The sequence below is a fragment of the Arthrobacter sp. 05L428 genome (assembly GCF_056397665.1).
The window spans coordinates 1-13,487 of record NZ_JBFTNW010000008.1; the positions used below are offsets into that span (position 1 = coordinate 1).

Sequence of the window (13,487 nt, forward strand, 5' to 3'; positions counted from 1 at the left end):
TGAACTAAGGAGTTTTTTCGAATGGCTATTTGGGGTGCAGATGTTGCTCAGCTCAAGACTCTTGGGACGAAGCTGCAGGCCGGTTCTCAGGAGATCGACAACCAGAGGTCGATGCTGACCAAGGTCCTGGCCGGTACCCAGTGGCTGGGACCGGACGCGGAGAAGTTCCGCAACGAGTGGAACGGCGAGCACGTTGCGGCCCTCACCCGGGTGTCCCAGGCGCTGCAGCAGGCCAGCCAGCAGGCCAACCGCAACGCCACCGAGCAGGAAAGCGCCTCCTCGCGCTAGCCGGAACCCTTTCCAGACCAGCCCGGACGCAACCGCGTCCGGGCTGTTCGTTTAAAGCGGTTCGCTTGGCAGCCGGACCCGTCCCTCAGGGAACGGGCTCGACGTCGTTGGCGTGGTCGAGTTCGGCGGGCAGCCGGGCGGGGACGCGCAGTTCGTCCAGCCGGACCAGCACCACGCCGCCGACAATCAGCAGGCCGCCCAGGAGCTGGACGGGGCCCGGGAGTTCGCCCAGGAGCAGCCAGGCCCAGATGACGGCGAACAGCACCTCGGTGAGCGAGACGAAGGATGCCACCTTCGAACCGAGCGCCCGTGCGGCCACGACGCCGGAGACGTAGGCGAGCACGGTGGCAAGAGTCACCAGCCCGAGCAGCGGCACCCACCAGGGCGTGACCCAGGCTCCGAACCTGGTGTCGGCCGTGCTGGCCACCATCGGCAGCAGCCCCGTGGCCGCCGCCAGCCACATGACCAGCGCACCCACCATCAGGCCGCCGGAGGCCAGCACGATCGGCGGCAGCGTGTCATTCTCTTTGGCCGTGATGAAGAAGTAGATAGCCAGGCAGACGGCGGCCGCGATGCCCCACAACACGCCGACCACGTCGATCTTTACCGCCCCGGTGAGATCGAGGACCAGGACCAGGCCGGCGAGGGAAAGCAACGTTCCTGCCACAGTGAGGGGCCGCGGCCGTTTCCGGCTCGCCGCCCAGAGCCACAGCACAATGATCACCGGGGCGAGGTACTCGAGCAGGAGTGCGACGCCCACCGAAAGCCGGGCGACGGCGTTGAAGTAGAACAGCTGGCAGGCGGCGACACCGATCAGGCCAAACAACAGCACGGTGAGCCAGTTGTCGCGGAGCTGGTGCCAGCGGCCGCGCAGGGCGAGAACGGCCGGGACGGCCAGGACCAGCGCGGCTCCGGTGAGCCGGGCGGTGACCGCGGCGCCCGGCGTCCAGCCGGTCTCCAACAGCGCCTTGGCGAAGGAGCCGGAAAGACCGAACACCGCCGAGGAAAACAGGGCCACTCCCAAGCCCGAGGCCAGGAAGCCCGGAGCGTCCGGCGTCGGCTTATCGGCGGGGCGGAGCTGTGGGCGGTTCTTGGCCGGAGCCCCGGCGGGGCGGCGTGCGGCAGACACGGGCTGCCTCCTGTCAGGAGTAAAGTTGGGTTATGGTCATGACAGTACGCCCGGGCGACGTAAGGAGTCAAGATGGTTTTTGCACCTGACACAGAGGTTGCGCTGCGCTCGGTGGTCGGCCTGATCAACACGGCGGCGAACGGGGAGGAAAGACTGGCCACCGTCGCGGACCTGGACCGCTTCCTCACCGCCGAGGGCTTCAGCGGTTCCCGGACCCAGGATGCCGCCGAGCTGGCCAGCGTGCACCGGCTGCGCGGCGAACTCGCCGAGCTGTGGCTGGCGGATGAGGGCACCGCCGTGGACACCGTCAACCGCCTGCTGCGCGAGGCCCACGCCTTGCCGCAGCTGATGAAGCACGACGGCTGGGACTGGCATCTGCACGCGACCACACCCGAGGCGCCGCTGGCCGACAGGATGAGCACCGAGGCCGCGATGGCGCTGGTGGATGTGATCCGCAGCAAGGAAATGGACCGGATGCTGGTCTGCGCCGCGGACGACTGCGACGCCGTCGTGCTGGACCTCAGCCGGAACCGTTCCAAGCGCTACTGCGATACCGGAAACTGCGCCAACCGCGCACACGTCGCGGCCTACCGGGCGCGGAAAGCGGCGTCCTAGCGGATGTCGCCGCGCTCGTCGGCGTCGGGGGACGGCTCGGCGGCGTGTCCGCCGAAGGACGAGGCCGGCTTCCTGGAGCTCAGGTTGACGCCGGAGCCCTTGCCGAGGTGCTCGGCGTTGTCCTTGTAGCTCATCGAGAGCATGGCCGCAATCACGAGGGTCACGATGAAGGCGATGCCGGCGCCGGTAAAAGCCAAATCGAAGCGGGGGGCCTTGGCGCTGCCCCCGGAGGCGAAGATCAGGACGGCGAAGAAGGCAAGCACTGCCCAGAACGCGGAGAACATAAGAGGACCCTTGACCGAAGTCCGCAGGCTGCGGCGTTCTCCTGAATTCTGTTCTGCCAAGGTGCTTTCCTCCTGCCGCCAACGCCGGCTTGGCGTGGCAGTCGTGATACTGCGGTTGTTCTACGCAAGGTAGAACCTGTTCCTACTAGTTTACGGCCTCGGCGGATACGTCCCGCGCATCATGGCGCAGGGTCAGCCCGGCCAGGGTCCACAGCACCCCGCTGATGATCGCGCCTCCGCCGGCCACGCCGAGCAGCGCGTGCGGGCCGAGGTCAATGAAGAACGGCAGCGCCACGGCGGCGCCCAACCCGATCACTCCGGAGGCGGTCCAGTCCCGTGCCAGGACGGAGCGGCGGCGCTCGGCCATGCCCAGGTAGAGCTCCGCGGCGCCAGCGAGACCCAGGCCGAGGGCGCCGATGATGCCGAACACCAGGTTGCCGGGGAGCAGTGCCACGGCTGCGCCGGTTCCGGTCAGGACGGCCCCCGCGGCGGCCAGGACCTTGGCAGTCCGGCCTCCGTGCTGCAAACCGGTTTTCTTGACGCTCCAGAGCAGCACCAGCCCGGTGGCGAGCAGATAAAGGCCCCCGGCCCAGCCCATGCCGGCAACAGGGGGCGCTGCCCAGAAAACCGTCACGGCGCCGAACGCCAGCGCGATGGCGGCCCGGAGCAGCACGGGCTTCCACACGTCCGGGGCGGCGGGCAGGGCAGTCGAGGCTTGGGGGTCTGCGGGGAAAGTCACCTGCCCAGTTTAGTGGGTGCCTCCGTGGGCGCCGAGCAGCATCCACCGGTCCGTGCGCGCCCGCAGCCCGAGGGTGACAGCGCGGGCCAGCATGTAGCCCAGCGAGAAGGCCGCCCAGAGCCAGAGCAGCGCCGCACCGCCGGCGGTCCCGGACAGCCGGACCGCCAGCAGCAGCGGCAGGTAGACGGCAAGATTCACGACGCCGGCAATCGCCAGGTACCGCGCGTCCCCGGCGCCGATCAGCACACCGTCAAGGACAAAAACATAGCCCGCGATCGGCTGCCCGGCGGCCAGCACCCAAAGGGCGAGCGTGAGGGCCGACCGGACCCCGGCGTCGGGGGTGAACAGCTGCCCCGCCCACGGCGCCGCGGCGGCCAGCAGGAGTCCGGTCAGCACCCCGAAGCCGAGCCCCCAGCGGACCATGGTTCCAGTGAGCTCGCGCACCGCCGCCGGGCGGGAGGCGCCGAGTTCCTTGCCGATCAGGGCCTGGGCGGCGATCGCGAGGGCGTCTAGGGCAAAGGCCAGGAAGGTGAAGACGGTCATCGCGAGCTGGTGGGCGGCGAGGTTCACCGGCCCCTGGGCCGTGGCGACCACCACCGTGGCGAGGATCGCGATGCGCAGGCTGAGCGTCCGCAGCATCAGCCATGACCCCACCCTGGCCAGGGACCGGATGCCGCGCCAGTCGGGGATCAGGGTCACCCCGTGGTTGCGGGCATTGCGCTGCACCATCACGACGTAGACCAGGGCCATGGCCCACTGGGCAATGCTGGTGCCCAGGGCCGACCCGGTGACGGAGAGCTGCAGCCCATAGACCAGGAAGAGGTTCAGCACGATGTTTACGGTGAAGCCGGCGGCCGCCACGACCAGCGGAGTCCGGGTGTCCTGCAGGCCCCGCAGCACTCCGGTACCCGCGAAGATGAGCAGCATGGCCACCAGGCCCGGCATGGACCAGCGCAGGTAATCCACGGCAAAGGATCGCACCTCGCCGCGGGCGCCCATCAGGTCCAGGAGAGGTTCGGCGGCGAAGAACCCGGCCGCGGCGAGTCCGACGCCCAGCAGCAGCGCGAGCCAGACTCCATCACGCCCGGCCGCGAGTGCCCTGGGCAGCTGGCCGTTGCCGATCGCGCGCGCGACGGCGGGGGTTGTGGAATAGGCGAGGAACACCATCAGCCCCACCGCGGTATGCAGCACCGCCGAGGCCAGTCCCACGCCGGCAAGCTGGGCCACGCCCAGGTGCCCCACGATCGCGGAGTCCGCGAGCAGGAAGAGCGGCTCGGCGATCAGCGCCCCGAAAGCCGGCACGGCCAGGCGGAGGATTTCCCGACGCCGGGTTGCCGGCGGCGGAAGTGTTGCGGGAGTCGGGGCGGAGGCGGGCACGGAACCACCCTAGCGGCGCCGCACGGCTTCGCATTAGTTGACATTTCAACTATGCACCGGAACACTTGAAGTTGAATCTTCAACTAAACCTGTGCGGGCTGCCATCTCCGGCAGCCCCCTGCCAGACGTTAGAACGGTATTTCCATGAACCAGCCCACGCTCACCACCACTGCCCGCACCATCCTGCGCGTCGTCACCGGATTCCTCTTTGCCGCCCACGGCTGGCAGAAATTCAGCGAGTTCACCATCCCGGGAACCCAGGCCGCCTTTGCCCAGATGGGCGTCCCGGCCGCCAACCTTGTCGCACCGGCCGTCGCCACGCTGGAGCTGGCCGGCGGCATTGCGTTGATCCTCGGCGTGCTCACCCGCGTGTTCGCCCTGCTGCTGGCAGTCGATATGCTGGGCGCCCTCTTCCTGGTTCATGCCTCGGCGGGAATATTTGTCGCTGCGGGTGGCTATGAGCTGGTGCTGATCCTGGCCGCCGCGGCCCTGGCCGTGGCGCTCGTCGGTGCTGGCAGGGTCTCCGTGGATGGAGCCGTCTTCGGCCGCACCGGCTCCAGGCTCAGCGCCCTGGCCTAGGCGCGGCTGCAGTAACAGCGTTCGACGGCGGGCGGTCACTTCTTGGTGGCCGCCCGCCGTCGTCCCCGGCCGCCGGCGCCGTACTCACAGCGGCGTCTGTGGCGGCGCCCGTGGCGGCGTCTGTGGCGGCCGGAGCCGGGTTTGTGTCGGGCGCCGGCGACGGTTCGGCGGACCGTCAGTACACTCGCTTCCATGAGCGAGATTTCCGCCAACGCCGTCACCCTGCGCTTCCTGGCCGCCCCCACGGACGTGGGCCACAGCGGCTCGGTGGACGCGGGCACGGTCCTGGAGTGGGTGGACAAGGCTGCCTATGCCGCCGCCGTCGGCTGGGCGAAGTCCTACTGCGTGACCGCCTATGTGGGAAATATCCACTTCGCGGATCCGGTCAACAGCGGCGACATGGTCGAAGTTACCGCAACCATCGTCTACACCGGCCGGTCCTCGATGCACATCCGCACCGTGGTCTCCTCCGGCGATCCCAAGGGCGGGCCGGCCACGATGCGCAGCCAGTGCATGGTGATCTTCGTAGCGGTGGGCGAGGACGGCAAGCCGATTCCGGTGCCGCAGTTCGAACCGACGACGCCGGCGGAAATTGAGCAGCGCGAGCATGCGCTGGCCCGGATCAAGGTCCGCGAGGATATCGTCGAAGCCATGAGCGGCCAGGAGTACACCGACGCCGGAACCGCCGAACGCGTCACGCTGCGGTTCATGGCCGCCCCCACGGATGTGAATTGGGGCGGCAAGGTCCACGGCGGAATCGTCATGAAGTGGATCGATGAGGCGGCCTACGTTTGTGCCTCACGCTACTGCGGGAAGGACACAGTGGCGGTCTTCTCCGGCGGCGTGCGGTTCTACCGGCCGCTGCTGATCGGTCACCTGGTGGAGGTGGAGGCCCGGCTGGTCTACACGGGAACAAAGGGCATGCACATAGCCGTCCATGTCCGCTCCGGGGATCCCAAAGGGCACGAACTGAACCTCACCACGTACTGCCTGACCGTCATGGTGGCCCGCGACGAGAGCGGAACCTCGGTCCCGATCCCGCAGTGGGTTCCGGTGTCCGAGGAGGACAAGCGCCTGCACGCCCATGCCCGGGCGCTGCTCGAGATCCGGGGCCGGGCACCCGGAAACCGACTGCCCAACCACCTGCTCCCGAAGGCGCTGCCCTAGAAGCCCCCGCCGCCTGCGTCGCCCGCCATGTTGGCGAAGCGGGAGTAGTGGCCCTGGAATGCGACCACGATGTCCTTGGTGGGACCGTTACGGTGCTTGGCGATGAGGATGTCGGCTTCGCCGGCGCGCGGAGACTCCTTGTCGTAGACGTCTTCGCGGTGCAGCAGGATGACCATGTCGGCGTCCTGCTCGATGGAACCGGACTCTCGGAGGTCGGAGACCATGGGGCGCTTGTCCTGGCGCTGCTCGGAGCCACGGTTCAGCTGCGAGAGCGCGATCACCGGGACCTGGAGTTCCTTGGCCAGCAGCTTCAGGGCGCGGGAGAACTCCGAGACTTCCTGCTGGCGCGATTCGACCTTCTTGCCCGAGCTCATGAGCTGCAGGTAGTCGAGGATGACCAGCTTGAGGTCGTGTTGCTGCTTCAGCCGGCGGCACTTGGCGCGGATTTCCATCAGGGACATGTTGGGGCTGTCGTCGATGAACAGCGGAGCGTCGTTCATCCGGCCCATGGTGGTGGCGATCTTGGACCACTGCTCGTCCTTGATGGTGCCCTTGCGCAGATCCTGCAGCCCGATCGTGGCCTCCGCGGACAGCAGGCGCATCGCGATCTCGTTCCGCCCCATTTCCAGGGAGAACATGACGGTGGCGAGGTTGTTCTTGATCGCCGCGGAACGGGCGAAGTCCAGTGCGAAGGTGGATTTACCCACGGCGGGGCGCGCGGCGATGACGATCATCTGGCCGGGGTGCAGGCCGTGGGTCAACTCGTCGAGTTCGTAGAAACCGGTGGGGACACCAACCATGCCTTCGCCACGGTGCCCGGACGCTTCGATTTCATCCACGGTGGATTCCATCACGTCCTTGAGGACGACGTAGTCCTCGGCGGTACGTCGTTCGGCCACGGCGTAGACCTCGGCCTGGGCCTGGTTGACCAGGTCCTCCACCTCGCCGTCCTGCCCGTAGCCGAGCTGAACGATCTTGGTGCCGGCGTTGACCAGGCGGCGCAGGACGGCCCGTTCGGCCACGATTTCGGCGTAGTAGCCGGCGTTCGCGGCGGTGGGTACGGTCTGGATTAGCTCGTGCAGGTAGGCCGGGCCGCCGATCCGGTTGATTTCGCCGCGCTTGGTCAGCTCGTCCGAGACGGTGACGGCATCGGCGGGTTCACCGCGGCCGTACAGGTCGATGATCGCTTCGTAGATGGTTTCGTGCGCCGGGCGGTAAAAGTCCTGGCCGCGGAGGATCTCCACGACGTCCGCAATGGCATCCTTGGACAGCATCATGCCGCCCAGCACGGACTGCTCCGCGGGGATGTCCTGCGGCGGCTTGCGGCTGCCTTCGGCTCCCCGAGTGCCCTCGACCGAGTCCAGATGCGTAACTGACAAAACTGCCGTCCTTCATTGTGTGCCGGCGGAATGCTATTCGCCGGCGGCGCTTAGGCCATCTGTTGTAGTGCGTGTTGTGGTGCCGTGTTGTGATGCCATGGCGTTGATCCGGCAGGCCTCCACCGGTTCATTACTAGCAGCAGGCTCCGACACTTTGTCTGGCACCCGGGCTGCGGCAGTCCTGCTGAGCGGCACCGGCGGTAGCTTGCGGGGCCGCTGACCGCCTTATGCATAACCGCCTCATCCAAAACCCGCCTCGTCCACCACGCCGGACCGCCGCGGTTCCGGCCGCAGGGGTTACCGCTGCGCCGCCGGAATGCGGCTTGCGGCGGTGGCCTGCGGCCGGGGCCGGATTTCGGTGCCGACAACCTGGTCTCCCGCTACGTTATCCCCCGATCGGGCCCGCACCAACCCGCCCAGCCGGCGTTCCTGTGGATAACTTGTGGACTACTGGCCCGTGCTTGTGCACAGCCTGTGGGAACCCCTGTGGATAGAAGAATTCTTTCACCCGTAATAGCTACCTGACCTGCGGAAACACCCGTTTCTACTTGTGGATGAAAAACTATTTTCGCCAAGCTTCATCCACAGCTTGCGGCTGGCGGCTGGGGATAGCGGCTGGCCGCATGGGCCACAGGAGTGGTCAAATATGCGAATTCTGTGATGCTTGTCACCCGGACGCCGGCAAATTGACGCTCGTGGGCACGGCCTGTATGCGACACCTCGAATATGCTGTGGATAACTGCCATCTGGCATAAGCTGTGGCCATGGGCGATGTCTTGATAGTCATACTGCCTGCCCTCATCCTCGCGGGCGTGCTGTGGGCAGTCGCCGCGGCATTGAAGCCGCGTAATTTCGGTATCTCCGACGCGGAGCGCTACCAGCTGGAATTGGCCATGCGCTCCCGCGCCCACTACGAGGCCCAGGTGAAGGCTGCCACAGCGGCCCGCGCCCGGGTGGATGCCGCGACCCGCCCCAGCCAGAACGAACAGCAGCAGTCGCAGCAGGCTGAGCACGCCCGCGCGGCCCTGCAAGGCGGCCGGGGCCCCTTTAGCGACAGGACGCAGCCGGGCTACCCCGGCGCGGTCCTGCCCGGCGGCCAGCTGAATCCCCAGTTCACGCTGCAGCTCCAGGCCCTGGCCCGGTCCGGCCACAAGGTCCAAGCCATCAAGCTGCTGAGGCAGGCCACCCACTCAGATCTTTTGACCGCCAAGAATTACGTAGATCGGCTGTAGTCCATGGAAGCCCTGCTAGTCCCCATCCTGATCCTCGTTCTCGTGGGCCTCGGCGTCGCAGTTGCCGCACGTGCGATCGGGCGCCGTCGGCCGCAAACTCCGCAGGACGCGTCGCCGCAGCCCGTCCGCAACTCAGCGGAGCTTGCCCGCACTGCCGCCGCGAGGCTGGATCAGGAGCAGCACCGGCGCCTATACGCCCTGATTGCCCAGGGTCAGGCGATGGCGGCCATCAAGCTGTACTTGGAAGCCACCGGCGAGGGCCTCCGGGCTTCCCGGGACGCGGTGGGCGCCCTGGCGGCCCACCCCCAGCCCTACCGTCCCCGGCAGGCGCCCGAGCAGCCCGCCCACGACGACGACGAGGACGCACCGCAGCGCTTTCCCTACCGTTACCGGGCGATCGCCAGCAAGGGCGACGTCACCCGCGAGGTCAGTAGCAATATGCTCAACGACGAGATTTACGGCCGGATCCGCACCCTGGCCAAGAGCGGCGACACCGAGGCAGCAGCGGCCGCGCTGACCCGGCACTCGGACATCTCCCTCAAGCAGGCCCAGGAGTTCATCGCACTGCTTGAGGAGTGAGGGGCGGCGGCGGACGCTAGAAGTCGAACAGCTCCCCCAGCCAGCCCTCCTTCTTCTTGGGCCGGCGTCGGTCGTCGTAGCGCGGCTGCTCGTAGCCGGGCCGGTCCCGGCGTTCGTCATGGCGGCGGTCGTCAAAGCGCCGGTCATCCGGTCGGCGGTCGTCCCGGCGCGGTTCCGGGGCGTAGAGCGGCGGCGGGATGTGTCCCGGGGGAGTCGGTGCCGCCGCCGGCGGTGCGGCTGGAGGAGACGGGGCGGAGGCGCCGAAGCCCTCCGCCGCACGGTCGATGATCTTGTCGAGCTCGCCGCGGTCCAGCCACACTCCGCGGCATTGCGGGCAGTAGTCGATCTCCACGCCGCTTCGTTCGCTCATTACCAGGTCTACGGAATCCACAGGACATTTCATGTCCCGAACAACGAACGGCGCGCCGAATAAGTTCAGTTGCGGCCGGAGATCCCGGCGAGCAGCTGCTCGAACGGCAGCGACTCCAGCGGCGCCTGCCGCGGGCGCGGCTGCGCTCCTTCGAGCAGGCCGGTGAACTCCCCTGCCGCCCGCTCAATCCTCGCGGAAAGCGGTGAGCCGCCGTCGCCGCTTGTTCCCCAGTCCTGCGGGCCTGCGAAGACGCCGGTGGCCGCGATCCGGGTGCGGAGGTAGCTGAAGAGCGGACGCATGGCGTAGTCCAGCACCATCTGGTGCCGGTCGGTGCCGCCCGTGGCGCCCAGCAGGACGGCCTTGCCGTCCAGCGCCTTGGGATCCAGCACATCGATGAACGACTTGAACAGCCCGCTGTACGACGCACTGAAGACCGGGCTGACCGCGATGATGCCGTCCGAGGCCTCCACCCCGGCGATCACCTCCGCCAGGCGCGGCGCGGCGTAGCCGGTCACGAAGTTGTTGGCGATCTCAACGGCCAGGTCGCGCAGTTCGACGACGTCGACGCTCACGGAGTAGCCGGCCGCGGCGAGCTGGCGTTCAGCGGAGGCCGCCAGTTGGTCTGCGAGCAGGCGGCTCGACGACGGGACGCCAAGTCCGGCGGAGATAACGGTAATGCGGCGGCTTTCCACGGTGTGCTCCTGTAGCTGGTCCACGGTTTCGGTAACTATATGCATTTGCATCTACCTGTAGAAGGGTCGGCCGGCCCTCTTTATTCCCTCCCCCGCTGCTCTATCACTTCGGGTCCTTTTGACCGCCGAATAGCAGCCATATCTGACAGAGCAACGACGGCTCCCCGCGCCACTTAGAGCAGGACAAATCCCTCGATGCAGCTCATCGAGTTCCCGCCGACCCAGACGTCGTCCCCCGTCGTCTCGATGTAGACCCGGCCGGCGCGGCCCAGCACGGTCCCTTGGGCCGCAAGGTAGGACTCCGGCGCCCGGCCGGCTCCGATCAGCCACTGGGCCGCACCGGCGTTGAAGCTGCCCGTGACCGGGTCTTCCGCGGCCGCGTCTCCCGGGATGAAGGTGCGTACCTCGAAGCCGACCTCGGATCCGGCGGGATGGGGGCCGATCACGCCTACCTTGAGTCCGGCCATTGCGGCGAAGTCGGGCCGGATGGCCAACACCTGCTCCGCGGAGTCCAGCAGCACTCCGATCCATTCCGGGCCGTTGACGAGACAGGACGAGTCCAGGAGCGCCTCCCGGGGCATCTGCAAGCCGGCCGCGATGCGGGCGAGGTCCGTCTCGGCCACCGGTCCGGAGCGGGTCAGCGGCGGGGCGGCAAAGGCCAGGCGGCCGCCGTCGCGCTTGACCCGGACCAGCCCGGCCGCGCATTCCTGGACCAGGATTCCGTCGTGCAGCGGGACGCCGCCCGCCTCGAGCCAGGCATGGGCCGAGCCGAGGGTGGGATGGCCGGCGAAGGGAAACTCTTCGCTGCCGGTGAAGATCCGCACCCGGTAGTCGGCGTCGGGGTGCGTGGGCGGCAGCAGGAACGTGGTCTCGGAGAGGTTGGTCCAGTTGGCAAACCTCTGCATGGCGTCGGCGTCGAGGTCCCCGGCGTCGAGGACGACGGCCAGCGGATTCCCGCGGTAAGGTTCGGCGCTGAAGACGTCCACCTGGGTGAAGGGGCGGAGACGGGGTGCGGTAGTCGGAGTCACTGCCGAAGGCTATCACCGGCACCCCGCCGGGCTGGCAACGCAGAAGGCCCCCGCGTCCGGCTTCCCAAAGGAATCCGGACGCGGGGGCCTCCCGGCAGTTCAGTTAGTCGAAAAGACTACTTGCCTGCAACTACGTCGAGTTCGATCACAGCGGAAACGTCGTCGTGCAGACGGACGTTGGCCTGGTAGGAACCGGTCGACTTGATGTGAGCCGGCAGTTCAACCTTGCGCTTGTCGATGCGGCCGAGGCCGGCGGCCTCAACAGCGTCCGCCACGTCGCCCTGCTTGACGGTGCCGAACAGGCGTCCGGTCTCGCCAGCCTTGACAACGAGCTTGACCGGCTTGGCCTGCAGTGCTGCGGCCTGCTTCTGAGCGTCTTCCAGGGAAGCGTGCTCGCGAGCGGCGCGGGCAGCCTTGATGGACTCAACCTGCTTCTCGCCGCCCTTGGACCAGGTCAGGGCGAAGTTGCGGGGCAGCAGGAAGTTACGTGCGTAACCGTCCTTGACCTCGACAACGTCGCCAGCAGCACCGAGACCGGTTACTTCGTGGGTCAGAATGAGCTTTGCCATGTTAGTTAATCCCTTCCTTAGCCGCGGCCAGCGCCGGAGTAAGGCAGCAGAGCAACTTCGCGGGCGTTCTTGATTGCCTGTGCGATCTTGCGCTGTTCCTGCACCGTGACGCCGGTGACGCGACGGGCGCGGATCTTTCCGCGGTCGGAGATGAACTTGCGCAGCAATGCTACGTCCTTGTAGTCGATGACAGTGATGTCAGCGGCCTTCAAGGGGTTGGACTTTGGTTTGGGCTTACGGAGTTCAGCCTTAGCCATCGTGGAGCTCCTATTCGATGGAGCCCGTGGATATTGATCCACGGGATGGTGGTGATCCGCGGCGGTCATCGCGGGGCTGCCGTGCGGCTGCCTCGCGGGTCACGACGTCGGACCTTAGATGTTGTTTAGAAGGGAGGTTCGGAATCCGGGCCGTTGCCCCAGCCGCCTGCATTGCTGACCCCGGGCGTTGCCCAGGGGTCGTCCTGCGCTGCGGGCTGGTTGCCGCCCCAGGTTCCGCCGGAGTTGCCGCCCTGGTTTCCACCAGAGTTGCCACCGAAACCGCCGCTGTTACCGCCGCTGTTGCCGCCGCCGAAGCCACCCTGACCACCCTGTCCGCCGGAGCGCTGGGTGCGGTTGACCTTGGCGTTGGCGTAGCGCAGGCTGGGGCCGATCTCGTCGACCTCAAGCTCGATAACGGTGCGCTTCTCGCCTTCCTTGGTTTCGTAGGAACGGCTCTTCAGGCGGCCGGAAACGATGACGCGCATGCCCTTGGTGAGGGACTCGGCGACGTTCTCGGCTGCTTCGCGCCATACCGATGCGCGGAGGAACAGGGTTTCCCCGTCCTTCCACTCATTGGACTGGCGGTCGAAAGTGCGGGGCGTAGAAGCGATGGTGAAGTTCGCTACTGCCGAACCTGACGGTGTGAACCTCAGTTCGGGGTCATTGGTGAGATTACCGATGACCGTAATAGTGGTTTCGCCTGCCATCTACGTCCTCCTTGTTCGTTCCTGCGGGGTTAAAGATTGAAGGGTAGAGCTGAATTACTCAGCAACAACCTTCTGCTCTTCGGGGCGGGTGATCTTGGTGCGCATGATGGTCTCATTGAGACTCAGCTGGCGGTCAAGTTCCTTGGCGGTAGCCGGCTCAGCGGTGAAGTTCACCACGGCGTAGATACCTTCGGACTTCTTCTGGATTTCGTAAGCCAGGCGACGACGGCCCCAGATGTCAACCTTTTCGATGGTTCCACCATCGGTCGTGATGACGTTCAGGAACTTCTGAAGCGTTGGCTCAACGGTACGCTCTTCGACCTCGGGGTCGATGATTACCATCAATTCGTAAGGACGCATATGTGAACCCACCTCCTTTGGGCTAAGCGGTTACGGCATTTCCGTAACAGGAGGTTCATTTGCGGTGCTTGCGCGGCGCATCGCCCCCGGAACGGAGGCAGGGCGCAGCACAGACTTCAATAGCTTAGTGCATCCG

General features: G+C 66.9%; 18 protein-coding genes. 6 read left to right on the forward strand and 12 right to left on the reverse strand.

The features are described from left to right. Positions 1 to 21: 21 nt before the first annotated feature. Positions 22 to 288, forward strand: a complete 267-nt coding sequence (locus AC1DH3_RS13940; protein ID WP_476909561.1) for a hypothetical protein — start codon at positions 22 to 24, stop codon at positions 286 to 288. 85 nt (positions 289 to 373) lie between these two features. Here the strand turns inward: AC1DH3_RS13940 and AC1DH3_RS13945 are convergent, their stop codons facing one another. Next, complete coding sequence (locus tag AC1DH3_RS13945) at positions 374 to 1,324, reverse strand: EamA family transporter (RefSeq protein ID WP_476909621.1); 951 nt, start codon at positions 1,322 to 1,324, stop codon at positions 374 to 376. Between the two features lie 165 nt (positions 1,325 to 1,489). Between AC1DH3_RS13945 and AC1DH3_RS13950 the strand changes: the two genes are divergently transcribed. Next, positions 1,490 to 2,032, forward strand: coding sequence for a CGNR zinc finger domain-containing protein (locus AC1DH3_RS13950; protein WP_476909562.1), 543 nt, complete (start codon positions 1,490 to 1,492; stop codon positions 2,030 to 2,032). Here the strand turns inward: AC1DH3_RS13950 and AC1DH3_RS13955 are convergent. The 3 genes from AC1DH3_RS13955 to AC1DH3_RS13965 all read right to left on the reverse strand — a co-directional run bounded on the left by AC1DH3_RS13955 (position 2,029) and on the right by AC1DH3_RS13965 (position 4,432). Beyond that, entirely contained in the window at positions 2,029 to 2,376 is a 348-nt protein-coding gene (locus AC1DH3_RS13955) for a hypothetical protein (protein ID WP_476893496.1), read from the reverse strand. The two genes, AC1DH3_RS13950 and AC1DH3_RS13955, sit on opposite strands and share 4 nt — an antisense overlap. Positions 2,377 to 2,461: 85 nt before the next feature. Next, positions 2,462 to 3,055: a hypothetical protein gene (locus tag AC1DH3_RS13960; RefSeq protein ID WP_441419172.1), complete on the reverse strand. Its 594-nt coding sequence runs from the start codon at positions 3,053 to 3,055 to the stop codon at positions 2,462 to 2,464. Between the two features lie 9 nt (positions 3,056 to 3,064). Continuing rightward, positions 3,065 to 4,432 (reverse strand): MATE family efflux transporter, encoded by a 1,368-nt coding sequence (locus AC1DH3_RS13965; protein ID WP_441419171.1) that lies wholly within the window; start codon positions 4,430 to 4,432, stop codon positions 3,065 to 3,067. Between the two features lie 144 nt (positions 4,433 to 4,576). On the opposite strand from AC1DH3_RS13965, the gene AC1DH3_RS13970 reads away from it, so the two are divergent. Both AC1DH3_RS13970 and AC1DH3_RS13975 read left to right on the forward strand, forming a co-directional pair. Then, positions 4,577 to 5,011 (forward strand): DoxX family protein, encoded by a 435-nt coding sequence (locus AC1DH3_RS13970; RefSeq protein ID WP_476909563.1) that lies wholly within the window; start codon positions 4,577 to 4,579, stop codon positions 5,009 to 5,011. A 192-nt stretch (positions 5,012 to 5,203) separates the two neighbouring features. Next, positions 5,204 to 6,178, forward strand: a complete 975-nt coding sequence (locus tag AC1DH3_RS13975; protein WP_476909564.1) for an acyl-CoA thioesterase — start codon at positions 5,204 to 5,206, stop codon at positions 6,176 to 6,178. On the opposite strand, the gene dnaB is transcribed toward AC1DH3_RS13975, so the two are convergent. Next, complete coding sequence (gene dnaB / locus AC1DH3_RS13980; protein WP_175323067.1) at positions 6,175 to 7,557, reverse strand: replicative DNA helicase; 1,383 nt, start codon at positions 7,555 to 7,557, stop codon at positions 6,175 to 6,177. The genes AC1DH3_RS13975 and dnaB overlap by 4 nt on opposite strands. A 764-nt stretch (positions 7,558 to 8,321) precedes the next feature. Here dnaB and AC1DH3_RS13985 point away from each other — a divergent pair. Both AC1DH3_RS13985 and AC1DH3_RS13990 read left to right on the forward strand, forming a co-directional pair. Further along, positions 8,322 to 8,789 carry a hypothetical protein gene (locus tag AC1DH3_RS13985; RefSeq protein WP_441419168.1) on the forward strand — a complete coding sequence of 156 codons (468 nt, stop codon included), beginning with the start codon at positions 8,322 to 8,324 and terminating at the stop codon, positions 8,787 to 8,789. A gap of 3 nt (positions 8,790 to 8,792) precedes the next feature. Then, complete coding sequence (locus AC1DH3_RS13990; protein WP_441419167.1) at positions 8,793 to 9,368, forward strand: hypothetical protein; 576 nt, start codon at positions 8,793 to 8,795, stop codon at positions 9,366 to 9,368. A gap of 16 nt (positions 9,369 to 9,384) precedes the next feature. Here the strand turns inward: AC1DH3_RS13990 and AC1DH3_RS13995 are convergent, their stop codons facing one another. From AC1DH3_RS13995 to rpsF, 7 genes are all read right to left on the reverse strand, one after another. After that, the gene (locus AC1DH3_RS13995; RefSeq protein ID WP_476909565.1) at positions 9,385 to 9,771 is read right to left on the reverse strand and encodes a TFIIB-type zinc ribbon-containing protein; all 387 of its coding nucleotides are present in this window, start codon (positions 9,769 to 9,771) and stop codon (positions 9,385 to 9,387) included. A gap of 32 nt (positions 9,772 to 9,803) precedes the next feature. Then, the gene (locus tag AC1DH3_RS14000; protein ID WP_476909622.1) at positions 9,804 to 10,430 is read right to left on the reverse strand and encodes an FMN reductase; all 627 of its coding nucleotides are present in this window, start codon (positions 10,428 to 10,430) and stop codon (positions 9,804 to 9,806) included. A 173-nt stretch (positions 10,431 to 10,603) separates the two neighbouring features. Continuing rightward, positions 10,604 to 11,458, reverse strand: coding sequence for a PhzF family phenazine biosynthesis protein (locus AC1DH3_RS14005; protein ID WP_476909566.1), 855 nt, complete (start codon positions 11,456 to 11,458; stop codon positions 10,604 to 10,606). A 116-nt stretch (positions 11,459 to 11,574) separates the two neighbouring features. Then, positions 11,575 to 12,027, reverse strand: coding sequence for a 50S ribosomal protein L9 (rplI, locus tag AC1DH3_RS14010; RefSeq protein ID WP_441419164.1), 453 nt, complete (start codon positions 12,025 to 12,027; stop codon positions 11,575 to 11,577). A 17-nt stretch (positions 12,028 to 12,044) separates the two neighbouring features. Continuing rightward, positions 12,045 to 12,284: a 30S ribosomal protein S18 gene (gene rpsR, locus AC1DH3_RS14015; RefSeq protein ID WP_003800144.1), complete on the reverse strand. Its 240-nt coding sequence runs from the start codon at positions 12,282 to 12,284 to the stop codon at positions 12,045 to 12,047. Between the two features lie 125 nt (positions 12,285 to 12,409). Then, positions 12,410 to 12,991: a single-stranded DNA-binding protein gene (locus tag AC1DH3_RS14020; protein ID WP_441419163.1), complete on the reverse strand. Its 582-nt coding sequence runs from the start codon at positions 12,989 to 12,991 to the stop codon at positions 12,410 to 12,412. 54 nt (positions 12,992 to 13,045) lie between these two features. Further along, positions 13,046 to 13,351 carry a 30S ribosomal protein S6 gene (rpsF, locus tag AC1DH3_RS14025; RefSeq protein WP_056428835.1) on the reverse strand — a complete coding sequence of 102 codons (306 nt, stop codon included), beginning with the start codon at positions 13,349 to 13,351 and terminating at the stop codon, positions 13,046 to 13,048. Positions 13,352 to 13,487 lie beyond the last annotated feature (136 nt).

Excerpts from the sequence above, each read along its gene's own strand:
- AC1DH3_RS13995 (WP_476909565.1), bottom strand. The coding sequence starts at position 9,771 with ATGAAATGTCCTGTGGATTCCGTAGACCTGGTAATGAGCGAACGAAGC.
- AC1DH3_RS13940 (WP_476909561.1), top strand. The coding sequence starts at position 22 with ATGGCTATTTGGGGTGCAGATGTTGCTCAGCTCAAGACTCTTGGGACG.
- rpsF (WP_056428835.1), bottom strand. The coding sequence starts at position 13,351 with ATGCGTCCTTACGAATTGATGGTAATCATCGACCCCGAGGTCGAAGAG.
- rpsR (WP_003800144.1), bottom strand. The coding sequence starts at position 12,284 with ATGGCTAAGGCTGAACTCCGTAAGCCCAAACCAAAGTCCAACCCCTTG.
- AC1DH3_RS13985 (WP_441419168.1), top strand. The coding sequence starts at position 8,322 with ATGGGCGATGTCTTGATAGTCATACTGCCTGCCCTCATCCTCGCGGGC.
- AC1DH3_RS13975 (WP_476909564.1), top strand. The coding sequence starts at position 5,204 with ATGAGCGAGATTTCCGCCAACGCCGTCACCCTGCGCTTCCTGGCCGCC.
- AC1DH3_RS13970 (WP_476909563.1), top strand. The coding sequence starts at position 4,577 with ATGAACCAGCCCACGCTCACCACCACTGCCCGCACCATCCTGCGCGTC.
- AC1DH3_RS14020 (WP_441419163.1), bottom strand. The coding sequence starts at position 12,991 with ATGGCAGGCGAAACCACTATTACGGTCATCGGTAATCTCACCAATGAC.
- rplI (WP_441419164.1), bottom strand. The coding sequence starts at position 12,027 with ATGGCAAAGCTCATTCTGACCCACGAAGTAACCGGTCTCGGTGCTGCT.
- AC1DH3_RS13950 (WP_476909562.1), top strand. The coding sequence starts at position 1,490 with ATGGTTTTTGCACCTGACACAGAGGTTGCGCTGCGCTCGGTGGTCGGC.
- AC1DH3_RS13990 (WP_441419167.1), top strand. The coding sequence starts at position 8,793 with ATGGAAGCCCTGCTAGTCCCCATCCTGATCCTCGTTCTCGTGGGCCTC.